13 protein-coding genes are annotated in these 17,143 nt (G+C 62.2%); 7 read left to right on the top strand and 6 right to left on the bottom strand.

Features of this window, described 5'->3' with window-relative positions:
- Positions 1-31: 31 nt before the first annotated feature.
- Positions 32-742, bottom strand: a complete 711-nt coding sequence (locus G3N61_RS01040) for a PadR family transcriptional regulator (RefSeq protein WP_205821123.1) — start codon at positions 740-742, stop codon at positions 32-34.
- A 359-nt stretch (positions 743-1,101) separates the two neighbouring features.
- Here G3N61_RS01040 and G3N61_RS01045 point away from each other — a divergent pair, with 359 nt between their 5' ends.
- The 4 genes from G3N61_RS01045 to G3N61_RS01060 are packed head-to-tail and all read left to right on the top strand — an operon-like array spanning position 1,102 to position 7,992.
- Positions 1,102-3,885 (top strand): type VI secretion system Vgr family protein, encoded by a 2,784-nt coding sequence (locus G3N61_RS01045; RefSeq protein ID WP_205821124.1) that lies wholly within the window; start codon positions 1,102-1,104, stop codon positions 3,883-3,885.
- Between the two features lie 11 nt (positions 3,886-3,896).
- Positions 3,897-6,086: a DUF3274 domain-containing protein gene (locus tag G3N61_RS01050; protein WP_205821125.1), complete on the top strand. Its 2,190-nt coding sequence runs from the start codon at positions 3,897-3,899 to the stop codon at positions 6,084-6,086.
- Positions 6,087-6,092: 6 nt separating this feature from the next.
- Positions 6,093-7,712: a DUF2875 family protein gene (locus G3N61_RS01055; RefSeq protein ID WP_241017493.1), complete on the top strand. Its 1,620-nt coding sequence runs from the start codon at positions 6,093-6,095 to the stop codon at positions 7,710-7,712.
- 19 nt (positions 7,713-7,731) lie between these two features.
- Positions 7,732-7,992 carry a PAAR domain-containing protein gene (locus tag G3N61_RS01060; protein ID WP_205821126.1) on the top strand — a complete coding sequence of 87 codons (261 nt, stop codon included), beginning with the start codon at positions 7,732-7,734 and terminating at the stop codon, positions 7,990-7,992.
- A 71-nt stretch (positions 7,993-8,063) separates the two neighbouring features.
- On the opposite strand, the gene G3N61_RS01065 is transcribed toward G3N61_RS01060, so the two are convergent.
- Genes G3N61_RS01065 through G3N61_RS01075 form a run of 3 tightly spaced genes read right to left on the bottom strand, consistent with a single transcriptional unit; the run spans position 8,064 to position 11,708 of the window.
- The gene (locus tag G3N61_RS01065) at positions 8,064-9,185 is read right to left on the bottom strand and encodes an aromatic ring-hydroxylating dioxygenase subunit alpha (protein ID WP_205821127.1); all 1,122 of its coding nucleotides are present in this window, start codon (positions 9,183-9,185) and stop codon (positions 8,064-8,066) included.
- On the bottom strand, positions 9,179-10,759 hold the full coding sequence (locus G3N61_RS01070) for a GH3 auxin-responsive promoter family protein (protein WP_205821128.1): 1,581 nt from the start codon (positions 10,757-10,759) through the stop codon (positions 9,179-9,181). Before G3N61_RS01070 ends, G3N61_RS01065 begins: the two co-directional genes overlap by 7 nt.
- Before the next feature lie 13 nt (positions 10,760-10,772).
- Positions 10,773-11,708: a fatty acid desaturase gene (locus G3N61_RS01075; RefSeq protein WP_205821129.1), complete on the bottom strand. Its 936-nt coding sequence runs from the start codon at positions 11,706-11,708 to the stop codon at positions 10,773-10,775.
- An 11-nt stretch (positions 11,709-11,719) separates the two neighbouring features.
- Here G3N61_RS01075 and G3N61_RS01080 point away from each other — a divergent pair, with 11 nt between their 5' ends.
- Positions 11,720-12,706, top strand: coding sequence for a metal-dependent hydrolase (locus tag G3N61_RS01080; protein WP_241017494.1), 987 nt, complete (start codon positions 11,720-11,722; stop codon positions 12,704-12,706).
- Between the two features lie 161 nt (positions 12,707-12,867).
- Positions 12,868-13,623: a hypothetical protein gene (locus G3N61_RS01085; RefSeq protein ID WP_346778530.1), complete on the top strand. Its 756-nt coding sequence runs from the start codon at positions 12,868-12,870 to the stop codon at positions 13,621-13,623.
- On the opposite strand, the gene G3N61_RS01090 is transcribed toward G3N61_RS01085, so the two are convergent.
- Positions 13,611-14,729 (bottom strand): hypothetical protein, encoded by a 1,119-nt coding sequence (locus G3N61_RS01090; protein WP_205821130.1) that lies wholly within the window; start codon positions 14,727-14,729, stop codon positions 13,611-13,613. The genes G3N61_RS01085 and G3N61_RS01090 overlap by 13 nt on opposite strands.
- Positions 14,722-15,504: a hypothetical protein gene (locus G3N61_RS01095; RefSeq protein ID WP_241017495.1), complete on the bottom strand. Its 783-nt coding sequence runs from the start codon at positions 15,502-15,504 to the stop codon at positions 14,722-14,724. Before G3N61_RS01095 ends, G3N61_RS01090 begins: the two co-directional genes overlap by 8 nt.
- On the opposite strand from G3N61_RS01095, the gene G3N61_RS01100 reads away from it, so the two are divergent.
- On the top strand, positions 15,494-16,993 hold the full coding sequence (locus G3N61_RS01100; protein WP_205821131.1) for a fatty acid desaturase family protein: 1,500 nt from the start codon (positions 15,494-15,496) through the stop codon (positions 16,991-16,993). The two genes, G3N61_RS01095 and G3N61_RS01100, sit on opposite strands and share 11 nt — an antisense overlap.
- Positions 16,994-17,143: the final 150 nt, after the last annotated feature.

Below are 17,143 nucleotides of genomic sequence, written 5' to 3' on the forward strand. Positions count from 1 at the left end.
TTCTCCTTAGGTTTTGACGGGGCGGCGCGGCTTACGCGCCGGTGCCGCCTTCGATTTCGGCCGTCGCGCGGCGCATGATGGCCGCGATGCGCCGCTGTTCGGTGGCGTCGGCAGCGCTCTTGTGCAGCAGCGCGCGCTTGAGGGCGAGGCGTGCCTCGACGAACTCCGGCAGCCAGCCTGCTTGCGCTTCGTCCTGCGTTTCATTGCCCGCCGATTCCCCGGCGAACGCGCGGCGCATGAACTCCATCTTGCGTGCGAGGTGCGTGAGGCGCGCGAACAGCGTGTCGACCCGTTCGCGCTGGGCGTCGAGATGCGCGCGGCCGGCGTCGGTCAGCGCGTAGCGCTTGCGGTTGCCTTCCGCCTGAGACGCGACGAAGCCGACTTCTTCGAGATACGTGAGCGCCGGGTACACCATGCCGGGGCTCGGGCTATAGAAACCGTTCGAACGCGTGTCGAGCGCCTTGATCAGCTCGTAGCCGTGGCTTGGTTGCTCGGCGACCAGCGCGAGCAACAGCAGCTGGAGATCGTCGGAGCTGAACTGGCGGCCGCGCGGCATGCCGTCGTCGCCGAAATCGCCAAAGCCGCCGCGCCCGCCACGGCCGCCGAACGGGCCGCCACCGAACGAGTCGTGGCCGCGACGGTGGCGGCCGATTGCGTACCAGAGACCGGCGAACCAGTCAGGGCCGGCATGCGCACCATGACCGTCGCATCGGGCATGGCCGCGGGAAGGGGTGTGTCGCATGATCGTGTCCTATATATCGTAAAACATATCTAAAGATATATATCGAAAGATAGGTCGTCAAGGGGATTTATTGGGGTTGGATGGACGGCAGGAGCGCGCGATCAGGAACCGATGCCGGTTTCGCGCGGGGCAGACCCGTAGGGTTTTCAAGAGACAGCAGACGTTCGGGGCTTACTCCGTACCGGCCCGATGGCGCGGCTGAGGGTTAGTGTCCTTCGTCGAATAACGTGAAAAATTGCTAATCGGCCTGGATCGTTTTTTATTTCTTTGTGACATTTTGATAAACTCGCGCGCAGTCGCCGGCTATATAGAACAGCAACATCCGTCGGCTTATAACGAATTAAAACTGAGAGGCCGTCGTGAATATCCGAGAGTCGTTTCGCAATTTCGTATCGGGAATCGATGCGAATCGGCGGCCCGTCGTACTGAACTGGGGCAAGGCACAGCGAGCGCTGGAGTCGAAAATTGCGCTGCAGCACGCGAGCATCCACGAAAGCATGATGACCGGCATCAACGGTTATCTGACCTGCATTTCGCAACAGGGCGATCTGCCGCCGAAGCTTTTCATTGGCGCGCCGGTTTCACTCGGTATCGTCACGGATCGCGGCCAAGTGCATGTCATCAATGCAATTGTCAGCGCGGTACAGATCGGTCGGACCGACGGGGAACTGACCGTTTACCAGTTCACTGTCACCGACGCGGTGAACCTGCTGCAACAGCGCACCAATTCCCGCATCTTCCGTAACGTGAGCGTTGTCGATGTACTTGGGGTCGTCCTGAGCGAATGGCGACAGCGTAGCGTGGCCCTCGCGCAGGCGTTCGAGTTCGACCTGACCCAACTGGACAGATCCCGCTATCCAAGTCGATCCTTCGTACGCCAGGTTAACGAATCCGACGCTCACTTCATCTCCCGGATCGCACGTCGCGACGGCATCACGATGTTCGTGCGCGCTGGACGGGCAAGCGGCGAGACGAAGGACGGCGATCCTCCCGTGCATACCTTGGTGTTCTGCGATGACCCGCAAAAACTGAGCGAGTCCACCGCGGGTACGGTGCGCGTCCATCCGCGAGATGCAGGAACGGAACAGCGCGACACCATCACTGCTCTGACGATGCGCCAGCAGTTGATATCGGGAGAATCGACTCGCCCTTCGTGGGACTACCGCTATGCCCGTATGGACCAATCGAGCGCTTCGACGAAGATCGATCAAGGCGAATCGGGTAACGATCTCGCGAAATTGCTGACGGACGTCTTGATCGACGTCCCGCATATGGCGGATTCGTGGGCAGACCACGAGCGGATGACAGAGGACCGCATTCTGGCTCACGAAGCGCAGGCGGTTCGATACGACGGCGTAAGCGGCATTCGCGACCTTGCAGTGGGATCATGGATCACGATCGCCGGCGATGACGAGTGGGGCACGTTCCCTTCCGACAAGCGGCAATTCGTGATTACATCGCTGCACCACGAGGTCTGGAACAATCTGCCTAAAGAGTTGAACGAGCGCGCGCAGACGCTGTTTGCCGCTAGCCATACGCTTCAACGGCCCCGAACGATGATCGGTGGTGACCCGTCCGGACAGGACACGCGCTACGAGAATGCGTTTTCGTGCGTGCCGCGCGGCACGCCGCTCACACCGCTCTACGATCCGAAGACCGATCTTCCGCCGACGCCGCTGATTACCGGGCGCGTGGTCGGGGCCGACGGAGAGGAAGTGAGTTGCGATGAGAACGGCTGCGTGTTCGTGCAGATTCTCGGCCAGGATTCCAGCGATCACGCGCATGCGCAGGGTGCTGGAACGAACGGCAACGAGAGTGACAGCGCACCGATCCGCGTGGCATCGAGTCTGGCCGGGCCGAATTTCGGCGAGACGTTCCTGCCTCGAGTGGGCACTGAAGTCCTGCTTGGGAGTCTCGGCGGGGATCCCGACCGGCTCGTCATCATCGGGGTGCTGGCAAATGGCGCGAACTTGCCGGCGAGTTTCACTCATACGGGCAGTCTGCCTGGCAATCGCTATCTCTCCGGTATCAAGACGAAGGAAGTCAAGGGGCGGCGCTACAACCAGCTTCGTCTTGACGACACGCCACAGCAAATCAGCGCGCAACTTGCGTCTGAGCATGCACATAGTCAGTTGAATCTAGGCTATTTGACGCAGCCACGCGACAACGGACAAGGCAAAGACCGTGGCGAAGGCGCCGAATTGCGCACGGACGCGGCAGCGGCGTTACGCGCGGCGCAGGGGATGCTGCTGACCACTTATGCGCGTACGCAGGCGAGCGGCGGACAACTTGATCGCGAGGAACTTGTCCAGTTGCTCGGCGAGTGCGCAGAGCTATTCAAGGCGTTAGGCGATTATGCCGGACAGCACGGCGGCACTGCGACCGATGCCGCTGGGCAGCAAGCCGTTGTCAGCGCTTTCAAGGGATGGGCGCCGGGGGACGGTCGTCCAGGGGACGCTAACGCATCGGATGCTGGCGCTGGAGACTCCCACGCACTGATGGCATTCGGCGCAAAGGCGGGTTCGGTCAATATCACGCCAAAGACTCACGTCATGTATGCCGGCGAGAATATTGACCAGATTGCCCAGCAGAACCTCCAATTCGTGAGTGGCCAGCGCATGATCGCGACGGCCGGCCAAGGCATGCATCTGTTCGGTCGCGGCGAAGGTGTACGTGCGGTTGCCGGCGAAGGCCCGGTAATCCTGCAGGCGCAACAGGACACGCTTTCGGCGACTGCCCAGAAGGGGGTACGGATCATGTCCGTCGGGGACGAGGTTTTGATCTCGGGCAAGTCGATCCGACTCGTCGCGGAAGACGGCAGCTACGTGAAAGTCGGTGGCGGCGTCGAGGTCGGTTCCGACGGTGCGTTCACCGCGCACACGGCGGGACATGATTTCGTCGGCCCGAACACGGACCACGTTGCGCCACCGGCCTTCAATCGCGGCGGTGCCGATCAGAAGTTCCGCTTGCGGTATCCCGGCACCGATGGTGACGACGGTACGCATCCCGTACCGAATCGCCCGTACAAGATCACGCTGCGCAATGGCCAGATCATTAACGGGGTCTCGGATGCACACGGGTTGACGGAGCTGGCATCGAGCGACGCGATGCACATTGCACACATTCAGGTTTTCGACGTTTAAGGCAGGCGATCATGTCCGATACCACAACCTCGTCGCCCCGGATCGTCGGCGAACGTCAGGCGATTCTCAATTGCAACCGGCCGCAGGATGCGTGCGTCAATACCGACGTACAAAATCGCTTTCCATGCACGACGATCCTGATCCATGGCGTGAATGACCTTGGAACGGATTTCGGCACGGTCGAAGGCGGGCTGTGCGAGGGATTGAACGACCGCCTCGGTCGCACCGATTTCAAGGGCGCCGAATACTCGCACGGCCGGATGGCGAACGACGCGAGCATGGTGAGCGTTGCCGACATGATGAAGAACATGGATGACGTCATCTATCGTCGGCAGGAAGGCGAGGATACGAAAAGCCCGTTGATTCCGTTTTATTGGGGGCTGCGTGTCGGGAAGGAGGACTTACCGCGCGACCCGAATCAGGAGAAGGTCAACGGCCAGTACGTTGATCGGTTCGGCAACCGCCTTGACGAGCATCGCGCGCGCAACGGCGGATTCTTTGCCAATGCGACCAACAACATCCCCGACATGTTCGACTCGAATTTCAAAGGGGGAATGACGACGAAGATTCTCGACCGGATGCAGGGCGACCCGACACACCCGCTTCGCGAAGCGGAAAATCGCCATTACATGGTGCTGGCGGCGCGGCGCCTCGCGGCACTGGTCAGGCAAATCCGCCTTATCGATCCGGACGGGACCGTCAACATCATTGCGCATAGCCAGGGCACGCTGATATCGCTGCTCGCTCAGGCCTATCTCGTCGAGGGGCTGATTCCAAACCAATGTGGCCCGGCTGACCGTCCTGCCGACACGCTGGTCCTGATCGACTCGCCGTACAGCCTGAGCGAGGAGTTCATGGATCGGCTGCTGCAACGTGGCGATCAGCAGCAAACGACCTACGCCCGTGCGAAAACGCTGGCCAACCTTGCGCAGCATGTGGCGAGCGGCAAATATCCGACGCCGCCACTCGATCAATTGAAGTACGAGCCAGGACGGGACAATTTTGGCATCGTCGGCCCAACGTGGGATCCCGCGCAGGCGACGCGCCTGAGCGGGTTGCAAGGCAACGAATGCGTCGTGTTTGCAGAGCGCGACAATCGCGGAAAAGTGTACATGTACTTCAGCCCGGAGGATGCGACCGTCGGTTTGCGCGGCGTCAATGGCATGGGTTGTTCCGGCTTGCCCGACTCCGTCGACGTGCGTGCGGTGCAGCAGGGAAGCAAGCCTGAAAAAATCGATCTGTTGTCGGCGGCGTTCCGGCAACGCGTCTTCACCCGACGACTGCGGCAGGGGAAACCGGTTCAGGTGGGTACGCCGCCCGGAACCTTTACGATGCGAGAAAAGGGCGAGACATCCCATGGCTTACCGGGCGGCTTCACGAATTGGGTGAAGTCGACACAGACCACCGTCGGAACCGAGCGCAATATTAATGGCGAAGCATTGACGCCACCGTTCGATCCCGAAATGGAAGGCAATGTATTGCCTGGAACGGAAGCAACGCCGCTCTCGAAAAAAAACGCGGGCGAGCATGCTCCCGGCAAACAATCCATCGACCAGCTCGAAGCGGAAATTGCATTGAGCACGAACAGTGGCGAAGGGGCGTTGCAGCAACTGCCTGCACAAACCATCGACTGGCCGATGAGCGCGGATGGAACGCCGCCAACGCCGGCAGAAGTGGAGGCGTCGTTGAATGCGGGCAAGGATTCCGACGATCAATGCAAGGTGGGCAAGGTCGTGTCGACGGTACCGCCGTCGCCTGGGCACATCATCGTCTATCGGCAGGAGACACTCAACGAAGCCAAGATCCGATTGATGAACACGCACTGGGCCGAAAGTTCATATCATTCGGCGGTTATGAGTGGTCGTAGAAATCACCGTTGCGCGACCGCATTCGATGTGTCCGTTGGCCAGGCTCGTGTGCTGGACGATCCAGATTGGGCGACGCTGCTGCGTGCTGTCGCTGACTGGCGTACACCGATGAGCAGGATCGACAAATTGACGAAAGCCCATACGAGCCTGGACGAGCAGACGCTGCGCATCATAAGAGCGAACTGCGAATACTACGACCAAGGAAATTTTCCTGGAGAAGACGTCATTCCCCCGGCCTTTCCTCTAGGCGTTGTCAGCGAAACCATCGAGATGAGAAACGATGAGATCAACAAGCAGATTCATGCTCGTTCACCCCACCACATGCACGGTTGACGCTTCATGACGACAACATCGGTCCCGCGCGTATCAGGATCGCGGATATTTCTCTTTTTGTTCGCGAGCCTCACTTTGATTTGGCTCGTGGTATTCCAGTTGACTGCAAGATATGGATTTTCGTTTCTGGAAAATATGACGATGATAAGGCGATTGCTGTTGTTGATCCTGCCGCCACTATTGCTGGCTGGAGGCGTGAGCCTCACCTATGGTGCATCGCTGCGCAAGGATTCAGTACGTCGAGACGAAGCCAGTACCGCACCGTCTGCTCAGAGTGTGGCAACGGCCGGAACGGGATCACAGGATCCGCGATTCACATTGGAAATTCGGCGTATCGGCGTGACGGTTGACCGCTTCAGGCAGCGGGCACTATTGATGCGCTTGGATGAGACTGGGTCGAGCGGAACGCTGCTGCTGCAAGATCCCAAGCAATATCCATGGTCAAGCGATACGCGCGATTCGGAATACGCCAAGCGCCAGAACAACGTGTTCGGCTATGCATTGCGTAACTGGGTCGATTACTGGCCTATTCCCGTAGTGGTACTGGGACCGCCCCGTAACGCCGATGATCCGCATGCTGACCGCATGGCGACCCACATCAACAGCGCCGATAACGGCGCGGGCATTGGTAACACGCTATACATCCGGCTCGACGAGATTCACGGCGAGCATGGCGACACGGCGGTAGCGCGTCTATTCGATTTCTTCGAGAAGCATCCGGATTTGCCAGCCGTCGTGGTGTTGGCCGAAGACGGTCTGGTGACGCGAGGCTACATGCGCACGCCGAATGGTGATTATCTGGACAAGTCGAACGCGAACGGCAATTTCGTTCCGCAAAATCCGGATAGTCTGGTTGCGATGCTGGTGACGCGCAAGGATCGCGTCGATCGGATGATTCGCCCCTATGTTGTCGACGCGCCGGAGGCGATCGACAAGACCAAGACGCAATATGACGTCATCAAGCTGTGGAACTATTTCTGGGCGCAGCAGAAGTCCTATCCAAGGCCCGCGCCCGGTGTTTATGAAATGTCTTGGGACTATTGGCAGGCGAAGCTCCCCGAGTTCTGGAAGACCGCGTCTTTGAAGATGCCGGACGGCTTCAAGCCGAACCCGTGGGTGCCGATTCCGTGGACGACGTGGCAACTGAAGGAGTACGACAAATGGCCGGTTCTTGCCAATCTGCATCGGCCGGTCCGGGTTGACCTGAGCAACGGGCACGGAGCGCCGTTGAAGAAAGGCGAGCGAATCGAAAAGATCCGCGCCGGCTGGCAGCAGGCAGTGGGCACGCTTGCGCCCGGCGAGCAGCCGGGACGGATGTTCTACGACACCGGCACCTCGACCGCCAATCTCGCGTTGCTGGTGCAGTCGCTGCACGACAACCCGCAGCATGTCGATATTGACGATCCGAAAGACGCATTCGACATGCAACGCCGTATCGGTGGCGACACCGGAACGAGCTCGATCTGGGTCCAGACCGCGCTGGCGCTGATGATGGGTTATGGCGACGGGAAGACGAGCGCACTGATCAACCTGCGGGATCCGCTTCACGCCACGATCGTCATGCTGACGCCGCCGGACGTCGCGTCGCGGCAGGCGCATCCGCAGACGTTCAGCTGGGATTTCTGACGGACCGGATCGACACGTCATGGGTCAAAAGCGATACATCATCGAAGGCGATGTGCACAGCCACGGTGGACGCGTTGTGTCCGGGGCGCCGAACTCGCGAATCAACGGGCGCGCGATTGCGCGCTTGCACGATCCCGCGATTTGCGAGATTCACGGCCTGACCTTCATTGCGACGGTGTCGGGCCACGCCCGGTTCGACGGGCAAGTCACCGCATGCGACGGCGACTTGCTGGCATGCGGAGCACGCCTGATCGCGAGCCAGGACCAGACGGGAGGCTAACGGAAATACGGGGCACGTGGGCGGTGCGCCGGTCGAGCCGGCCGGGCCTCGCCCGATCGCGCCGGTGACGCTCAGATCACGAATTCCATCGGCTTCGTGCCGCATTGCGCATCGGGCAACGGCTCGCCACGCTGCGTCGCGGCCAACAACCGGCCGATCGCAATGTGGACTACATCGGCGCGCACACTTGACGGCGTGAAGCCTGCGGCGTTGTCGAGTCCCTCGCGGTGCGCACGCATGATTCGCACGTCTTGCTGGATCACGGAATGCGTGTAGAGGTGCAGCAGCGGTTTCAGCGCGCGCAGCACCGCGGCCGGCAAGGCAAAGCGATAGGCGATGTACGTATAGACACGCGATCGACGCGTGTCGAGCGGCGTGATCTGGCTGATGATCAGAAAACTCGAGCGGCTACCCCAGTGATAGTCGCACCGCGTGACGTTCGGTGCATAAAAATGATCGGTATGCCGAAGCGGTTCCCTGGACGGATTGGTCAGCCAGTCCAGCATGCCGATCTTGTCGCCGTCATCGTGATACGTGACCTCGACGCTCTGCTGCTTCAGTTCGACGGTCGCCCGTAGGCGCCGCCCAGTGGATGAGCGAAAGATCCGGTCGTGCACGAACACCGTATGCGGGACGTCCATGAAGTTCTCGACCAGCGCACCGAGATCGCCATCGAACGTATTGACCATGTAGTACGACTGCCACGGCCGTTCGCCGTAGTGCGGCATGTCGAACGGCCGCTTCAGCGCTGGATCGCCTCGCCCGCGATAGACCCAGACGAGGCCGTGCCGAGTCAGCACCGGCAACCTGCGCTGACGATAGGGGTAGGTCGTACCGGTCGGTTCGGCGCTTGCGCCGTCGATGCTGGGAATTCGGGTGACGCTGCCGTGCTGGTCGTAATGCCAGCCGTGATACGGACAGACGAGGCAGCCGTCGATGACTTTCCCGGCCGACAACCGGGTGCCGCGATGCACGCATTGATCGACGAGCGCGACGATCTCGCCGTCGGCCGCCCGGAATAGCACGATGCCGAGGCCGAGTACGCGCGTGCCGAACGGTTTGTCCTGCTTGACCTCGGCTTCGGTGCCCCCGACGTACCATTGCTCGACGAGCGCGCCGAAGGCTTCGCCATCGGCGTCCGGCGCGGATTCGTCGCACGGGGGACACGTTGATGCGATCGGTATGTTCAACATGAGCACGCGTCCTCGATGAATGCGCGGAGTGCGTCCGCCACGGCGGGCTTGGCCACCAGTGCGCGGGGTTTGACATCGCCAGCCCGGATGCCTGCACGCTCGTGGGCTCGCTGGAGGAGATCCGCCAGCTGGGCGGCGCCCCCGGGTAGGCGAACCGCGCGCAACGGGCCAAGCTGGCCGACCGTGCGTGCGTGCCGGTAGTGAAAAGCGCGGGCGAGCGCCTGTTCGAGCGCATCGCGCAGGGCGGCAACGTCCTGCGTATCGCTTGCAAGCAACAGCAGGTAATGGGGCGGATCCGCGTCCGCGCACGGAATCACGCAACCTTCATCGCCCGGTTGCAGCACCTCGGAAAGCGACGCAGCCAGATAGGCTTCGTCCAGCTTTTCACCGACCAGATCGCTTTGCGTGCCCGCCCGCCCGACGAAGGCCACGCATGGCGTTCGTCCCGCATATCCGGTCACACGGACCCGGTCGCCGAGCCGATAGCGGTACAGGCCGCCTCCGGTCGTCACGACGACCTCGACCGTATCGCCCGGCTTCAGTTCTTCCACGCCTATCGCGGTTCCGTCGTCGAGCAGGAACTCCAGGAAGTGGCTGCAGACGGCGAGGGGACAGCCGGCCGTATCGCCGAACGGCAGGCTGACCACCGCCTCGGTGGAAAACAAGCCTTTCGGGAGCCATGCGGCCTGCGGAAACAAGGTGCGGGCATGTGCGGCGTAGTGTTTGCTCGGGCCGTCCATCCAGCAACTCACTGCAGCGAGTTGCGGCCACAGCCGGCCGCAGTGGCCATCGTCGAGTGCGCGCCGCAGCGCTGCCGTACGGTTAGACGGCAGCGAATCGAACAGGAAGGCGAGCGTATCGCGGCGTTGCGGTTCGGCGTCGTCGAACAGCGGACGAAGCAGACTGGTCAGGAAGGTCGGGCTCCATACGCTGATGAAGGCCAGATCATCAGCGGCGATCAGCGCGCGCAACGTTTCATTGCGCCACGCCCGACCATCACCCGACAGCGATGGTGCGACGAGCGTCGGCAGCAGATCGACGAGCGGGCTGTCGGCCAGGTAATCGAGATCGCTGTCCGATCCGATCATGATGCCGTTGGGAGCGCGTTCGCGCGCTTGCAGTGGAGGTGACATCGACCAGTACGCGCGCCCGGCCGCGACGCCGGGCACGGCGCGATGCAGATCGGAGAGCCAGACGATCAGCGCGAACTGCAATTCTTCGAGAAAGGCCGGCGTATAGGGGATGAGCTTTTGCTGCTCGCTGCCGCCGCTCGTGCGCTCGAAGAAGCGTGGCGCTTGCGCGGTCAGGATCGGAGCGGACTCCTGGCGTGCACGATCGATCCATCGGGACATGCCGGCGTAGGGGGCCACCGGCACGCGCTCGCGAAATTGTGCCGGACTTGCGATATCGGCAAACCCGTTGGCAATGCCGAACGTCGTGTTCCGATTCGCGGCGAGCAAGCGTGACAGATAGGCCGCCTGCGCGTCGCCCGGCGCATCGAGAGCGGTGAGCCACGCGCGACGGAAGGGTTCTGCAGCCGCGCCAAACGCGGCCCACGCATCCTGTGCACGCACGTGCGTCCTCTCGTCAGAAATAGGTCTTTTCGAGCTGCGTCGGATCGCTGGGCAAACGCCGGGGCGCCTCGAACACATGCAGCCAACCGTACCACAGCGGTCGCGTCTCAGCCGCGTCGGAGCTTGCATGAAGCTCCTGCCAGCGCAGGCTCGGATGCCGGTGATGCGTCAGGTTGTAGTTGAAGTTGAGGAACGCCCAGCGGATCATCGTGGGCGCACGCATGTTGTATGTGCCCTCGACAACGTCGAGCGGCGTGTGCATGTGATACACCCATTGGAGCGACGACCACGAAAACGCGAATGCGAGGTAGGCAAGCGCGATGTCGAGCGCGCGCCAGTCCAGCAATGCACCCAGGGCAATCCACGCGGCCACACCAGCGAGGGTTTCGTATCGAATTCGTCGAAATTCGGCCTGGTCGAAGTCTCTGAACGCAGCTGCATACGTGTTGTCGTGTCCGTACTTCGCCCAGCCGTGGGGAATGCGACTCGGAAGCACGGCCAGGACGAAGCTGCCCACGAAACTCGCGAACCAGATGCCACCCACGATCGCCGCGTAGTATTCGATTCGCTTGCGCCACAGCGAAGCGTCCGGCTCGACGAAGTCCACCCGCTCCGCGAGCGTTCGATTGCGTATGTGGTGACCGAGATGATTCACGTGGATCAGCGTGGCCGCCGCGCCGAACATCGTCGATGCCCACCCCATCATCAAGTAGTTGACCACCCGGCTCCGATGCCCGAAACCGTGGAATGTTTCGTGCATCATCGAAAACACCCCTTGCATGATCAGGCAGAACGGTACGAGCGACAGCCAGCGGAAGGGGCTCGTACCGTGCGACAGCCACGTCAGGATGCCGACCCATGCAACGCTCTGCAGCGCGAGTACGCAGAGATTCAGCCGATCGAAATGTCGCGAACGATTATCTATGGCGCATGCATTGGCAACGAACATACAATTCGGGCATGGATGGTGGCGGCGACGCAGAGCATACCTTTGATCGCCACCATCGAACAACACGCGCGCCTGCGCTGGCCGTGCGCGTTACGCCACGATCGGCCACGACCATGTCCGCAAAACGAACCGACGATTCAATGCATGAACGCTGCAACGACGCGGCAGACATCCATCGACGCAATCTGCGTTTTTGCTTTGCCGAACACATTCCGCGATATTGGTATCGTGACAAAAGGCGCGTGACGCGCTTTTTCGACGCATTCTCGATCATGTTTCCACTTGGCGAGAAGTTCTTTGTCGATAGCGTGCGGCAGTACCGCGACGTGCTGCCGGCCGACGGCATGCTCGCCGCGCAAGCGGATGCCTTCCTCTACCAGGAAGCGGCCCACATTCGCGAGCATCGCGCGTACAACCGGCGCCTGGCTCGCCAGGGCATGCCTGTCGACGCGCTCGAGGCGCTCATGCGGAGACGGCAGCAACAATGCCGGCGGGTCGCGCCACCGCTGCTTCAACTGACCTTCACTGCCTGTCTCGAGCACTACACGGCCATTCTGGCCGATCTGCTGTTGCGCGATCCGGCCATTCTCGACGGCGTCGACCCGTCGATGGCCGCGATCTGGCGGTGGCATGCGATAGAGGAAACCGAACACAAGGCCGTCGCGTTCGACGTATTTCGCGCTTGCGGCGGCGGCGCGATCAAGCGCTATTTCATGCGGACGGCGGCGATGCTCGGGGTCACGGCATGCTTCATCGTCGATCTGGGCTATTTCATCGTCCGTCTCGCGCGTGCCGACCGCGACGCCGGCAATTGGCGAAGCTGGGCACAGCTTGGCTGGTGGCTGTTCGGCGCGCCGGGCATCGTTACCCGCGTGCTGCCCGCGTGGCTGGCATGGTTCTCGCCGCGTTTTCATCCTGCCCGAATCGGGAATCCGGCCACGCTGGCTGCTGCCCGCGCGGCACTCGCTGCCGATGGCGTGACAACGGAGCCGGCATGAGCGCACGGTGTCCGGCATGGTCGCCGTCCGGCTTCGACGAGTGGCGGCAACACTACCCATCGACGCCGTTCGAACCGGCACCCGCAGCACTCGACTGGACCCGGCGCTTCATCGAATGTTGGCACGCGCATGGCGCCCACGCATCCCCGGACACCGTCATCGTGCTGATTGCGGGACTCTATTCCGAGTGGATACCTGCCTGCTTCCGGCATGCTGCGCGGGCGTTGCGTGCCGCGCGGTACCCAGTCTTGCGTGTGCCGGTCCGCTCATCGCGCGCGGTTGCCGAGCAGGGCGCGCATATCGTGCGCAACCTGTATGCGCGCCTGCCCACTGATCGCCGCTTTATCGTCCTTACCCATAGCAAGGGTGGGCTCGATGCATTGGCGGCGCTGCATGCGGATTCAGGGCTTCGTGCCCGCTGCGACGGTATCGCACTCGTTCAGCCGCCCGTCGGCCCGAGTGCGATCGTCGATGGCCTGCTCGAGCAGCAGGGGGCGCGCATCGATCCCGCATGGTTGGGTCGAGCCGCCGGGAGATTGCTGCGCACACGCTGGCTGCATGCAGGCTCGCGCGATATCGGCAGCGGGCGCGACGCGGGCATCGCGAATCTGTTGTCTGCGGTGCCCGGTGGCCTGCACTGTGTGCATGTCGTGAGCTGGTCGATAGAACGCACGTCCCGGTTCGACGCACATCACGCACGCCTCGACAGCTACCGTCCCGGTTGTGCGCATGACGGACAGTTCTACCTCGACCACCAGACGATTCGCGGCATGCCCCAAGTGTGCGTGCCGCATCTCGACCATGGCCAGCCCGTACTCGGCGGCGCCGGCTTCGATGCGGGACGTTTCTGGCTTGCACTCGTTGCGCTCCTGAACGACACGCGAGCGGCAGCGGTCGCGAGCGGTCAGACGAGATAGATCTCGAATCCCGGGATCGCTTCGGCGCCACCTGGATCGAGTGCGCTCGCACCGGGCGTGGATAGCGTGTATAGATCCATCGGCAGTGCGGTGTACCGATAGCCGTGCAAGGCGGGCCATAGCGGATCGTGATCGTACAGGCAAAGCTGCAGCAGGGCATAGCGGCTCCGCTCTCGTTGCCAGACCGCATCGAGCAGTGCCTGTGCGATGTCCGGGTCGCGTCCGCTCACATGCAGATGGGTCAGGTAGGTGTCCTGAAGCGGCTGGCCGGGTGCTGCGATGGGAGGGCGTCCGAGCAACGGCGCGATCGCGTTGAAGCCGTAGCGCAGTGCTCCGAGGGAGCGCGGCAGACGTTCCAGCATGATGCGCTTGATACGTCCCGCATCCCACGGAGCAACGCAGCCCACGATACGACCTTGCGCGTTGCGTGCGATCATGAAACGTTCGATCCCGAAGTCGGGCCATGCGCTCAGGCGGCGCGCGAATTCGTCCGTCGTAAAGACGCAACCGAAGGGCTGGGAGCGTGATTCATGGTCCAGGAATGCGCGGAGTGCGTCGGCATCCGCGCCCGATGCGTTCGTGATCCTGACGGAGCCGCAGCGTCGCCCAGCGAAACGCCGTGCATAGATCGATACATTACTGTAGCCGCGCCAATGCCGAAATCCGAGCCGGGTCCGCTTGCCCGTCCCGAATAGCGATTGCGTTGCGATCCGGTTGTCGCGGATGACGCAGCAGTACGTATGTTGCACATCCTCGTACCGGGCGAGATCCGCGAGGCGATCGGCGACATAGTCGACCCATATGCGCGCCAACTCGCGATCGGGTGCGATGCGCAAGTCGCCAAGGTAAGCGATACGCTGTTTCTCGCCGACGAGGTAACCGTCGCGAACGACCATGCTTGCCATTCCCTTGACGCGCCCGGTTTGGTCCTCCGCAAGCCAGGTTCGGTAGTCGTCCGAATGACACCGATGTAGCGCGAAGTAATCCGGCGACCGATCGAAGCGAAGCGGTAGCCCGCCGCGCATTGCATATCGCGCTTGAAATGCCAGGAGTCGCTCGTTGTCGGCCACAGTGGCCGGACGGATCCGCGTCGTCGGCTCATTCACCGGTGAAGATCCGCCTCGCCATCGGCCGGAGGTTTTCCGGCGTCAGTTCGCACAGACAGACGAGTTCGTTGCCGCGCGCATAGTCCGGATTACGTTCGAGAAAATACGCGACGTCGGGCATACGCCGGTGTATGTCCGGCACATCGGCAAGGGCGGGGGAGAGGCGGCCTTGCGGTACCGCAAAGTCGAGTATGCCCGACGCGGCGTCGTATGCCTGCCCGAAGCGTTCGACAGCCAGATGATCGAGCAATGCCTGACTCGCAGGTTCAGTTGGCCGGTCGAATCGCGGGGAGAAGTCGTGCGCGAACGCGCGCAGGTAGCGGTACGTCCGATGTCCCTTGCAGATGAGAAACCAGTAAAGCGCGGCGTCGGGCGCGCGGCGCTTGAGCTCACCGGCGAGCCGGATCCAGCAAAACGCGAGTTGTTGGCTGCCCCAGCACGCGGGATCCACGATCGTATCGCCGGAAAACAGGATGCGCAGCGTAGTGCCGCGCCACTGCTGTTCGTAGAGTTTGAGCGTGGAGAAGCCGCGCAGCACGCCCGTGTCATCGCGCATGATGACGCAGTGCGTCTTGTCGTCGAGGTCGTGTTCGAAGCGTGCCCGTTCCGTATCCCGGTAGCAGGTCGAGTAGAGCGCATACATATGTGCAACGTCGACGTCGCGCAGTTGCGCACGTTGGATGGAACTGGCTCGAAGCGGCATAGCGTCGTTAATCATGCAAAACGATTTATTATGATACGCGATCGAGCCGCTCCCTTTTATCATGCGCGCCATACCTCCCGTTTCCGTTTCCCGCGTACCGTCAGCGTTCCATGCGTGGCGCTGGCTCGCAATCTACGTGGCCGTGTCGGGCGCGCTGTACTTCTGGGTCACGCACGCACCGATGGCGCCCGTGGCGCTGTTGCGGCCGGGACCGTACGATGCGTTTGTGCCGCACGTACCCGCCAGCGTGCCGCTTTATTTGAGTTACGCGCTCGTGATGCCGTCGATCGTCTGGTTCGGCCGGCGCAGCGATTGGCTGCTGCCCGCCTTTTTCGCGGGTGCGCTTGCGGCAGGCCTGTGCCTCGTCAGTCATCTGTTCTGGCCGACCGCGGTCATCCGGCCACCGGTCGCGACCGGATGGCTCGCTTGGCTGTATCGGATCGACACGCCGCTCGCAGCGAGTCCATGCGGACATGTTGCGCTGCCGGTGGCGGTAACCGTCGTGCTGGCGCTGCTACGTGTCCGTGCCGCGCGCTATTACGCCGCGTGGAGCGTAGTGTTGGCGCTCACGGTCCTGACGACCGGGCAGCATCTAGTCACGGACATGCTCGTCGGTGCCGCGCTCGGCATTGGCGTGGGCTGTGCGACGGCCCTGCTCGTCCGTCTCGACGTTGACTTGCGTACGGCCGGCGCATTGCTGCTCGAATGGCTTTGCATCGTTGTAACGCTGCGCGTTGCGTTGTCGGCTGCGCACTGGGGCGGTTACCTCGCCGCGGCCGTCGTTGTCGCGACCCGACAACACGCGCTATTCATTCTGTATCACGATGCGACGCACTATCATTTGACCCGCCGCCGTTTCGCGAACGACTTTCTGATCAACGTCGCAATCGGCGTACCAGGCCTCGTGCCCATCGAATTCTATCGTCCGCTGCATCTCACACACCATCGGCACGTCGGGACTTCGCAGGATCCTGAGCGGAATTATCTCTATCACGCGCAGCCATGGAAGTTCGAGCCGCTCGACACGCTCCCGCTCATTCGACAATTGCTCGGTGATCTGCTCGTCGTCAACATGGTGAAAAACATGCGTGCATACCGGCGTGCGAACGGGCGAGGTGCACCCATGTCGCGCGCGCTGCTTGCGGCGATGGCGACCTGGGGTGTCCTGCTGGCGCCGCTGGTGCATGGATGCACGGTGCGCGAGCTGCTGACCCTTGCGGCGCTTTGGTTCATTCCCCTCGTGACGATCGGGGCGCTGCTGCAGAAAATCCGCAGCATTGCAGAACACAGTGGCGGCCCGGGTGTCACGGCGGGCTGGCACGACTGGACCTATTCGTGGCGCGTCGGGTTACTGGGGCGCTTCTTTATCTGGCCGTACCACATCAACTATCACCAACAGCATCATCGCGAGCCTGGCGTGGCGTGGCATCGCTTGCCCGGATTGCGTGCGGCGGACGAGCCGGTTCTGTCGTCGCGGCAATTGCCGGCGTTGCTCTGGTCCGGCGCATCCAGTGCCGCCCGGGTTGCCAAAGAGGGAAAGGGCTCGGCGACGATGCAGTGAAGTTGCCCGCCGGTCCTCGCACGTCAGGTTGGCAACGGTTCGCTGCGATTCATCTGACACCCGCGCGCGCTCCGGACGCGGATCGCGTCACGCCACGGGGGCATGCCGGCGTGCGTCGCAATATGCCCCCGGACTACACTCGAACGGCGC

Source organism: Burkholderia sp. Ac-20349, from assembly GCF_017104865.1.
In the GTDB taxonomy this organism is placed as follows: domain Bacteria; phylum Pseudomonadota; class Gammaproteobacteria; order Burkholderiales; family Burkholderiaceae; genus Burkholderia; species Burkholderia aenigmatica.

Excerpts from the sequence above, each read along its gene's own strand:
- G3N61_RS01040 (WP_205821123.1), bottom strand. The coding sequence starts at position 742 with ATGCGACACACCCCTTCCCGCGGCCATGCCCGATGCGACGGTCATGGT.
- G3N61_RS01050 (WP_205821125.1), top strand. The coding sequence starts at position 3,897 with ATGTCCGATACCACAACCTCGTCGCCCCGGATCGTCGGCGAACGTCAG.
- G3N61_RS01055 (WP_241017493.1), top strand. The coding sequence starts at position 6,093 with ATGACGACAACATCGGTCCCGCGCGTATCAGGATCGCGGATATTTCTC.
- G3N61_RS01060 (WP_205821126.1), top strand. The coding sequence starts at position 7,732 with ATGGGTCAAAAGCGATACATCATCGAAGGCGATGTGCACAGCCACGGT.
- G3N61_RS01065 (WP_205821127.1), bottom strand. The coding sequence starts at position 9,185 with ATGTTGAACATACCGATCGCATCAACGTGTCCCCCGTGCGACGAATCC.
- G3N61_RS01075 (WP_205821129.1), bottom strand. The coding sequence starts at position 11,708 with ATGTTCGTTGCCAATGCATGCGCCATAGATAATCGTTCGCGACATTTC.
- G3N61_RS01080 (WP_241017494.1), top strand. The coding sequence starts at position 11,720 with ATGGATGGTGGCGGCGACGCAGAGCATACCTTTGATCGCCACCATCGA.
- G3N61_RS01100 (WP_205821131.1), top strand. The coding sequence starts at position 15,494 with ATGCGCGCCATACCTCCCGTTTCCGTTTCCCGCGTACCGTCAGCGTTC.
- G3N61_RS01095 (WP_241017495.1), bottom strand. The coding sequence starts at position 15,504 with ATGGCGCGCATGATAAAAGGGAGCGGCTCGATCGCGTATCATAATAAA.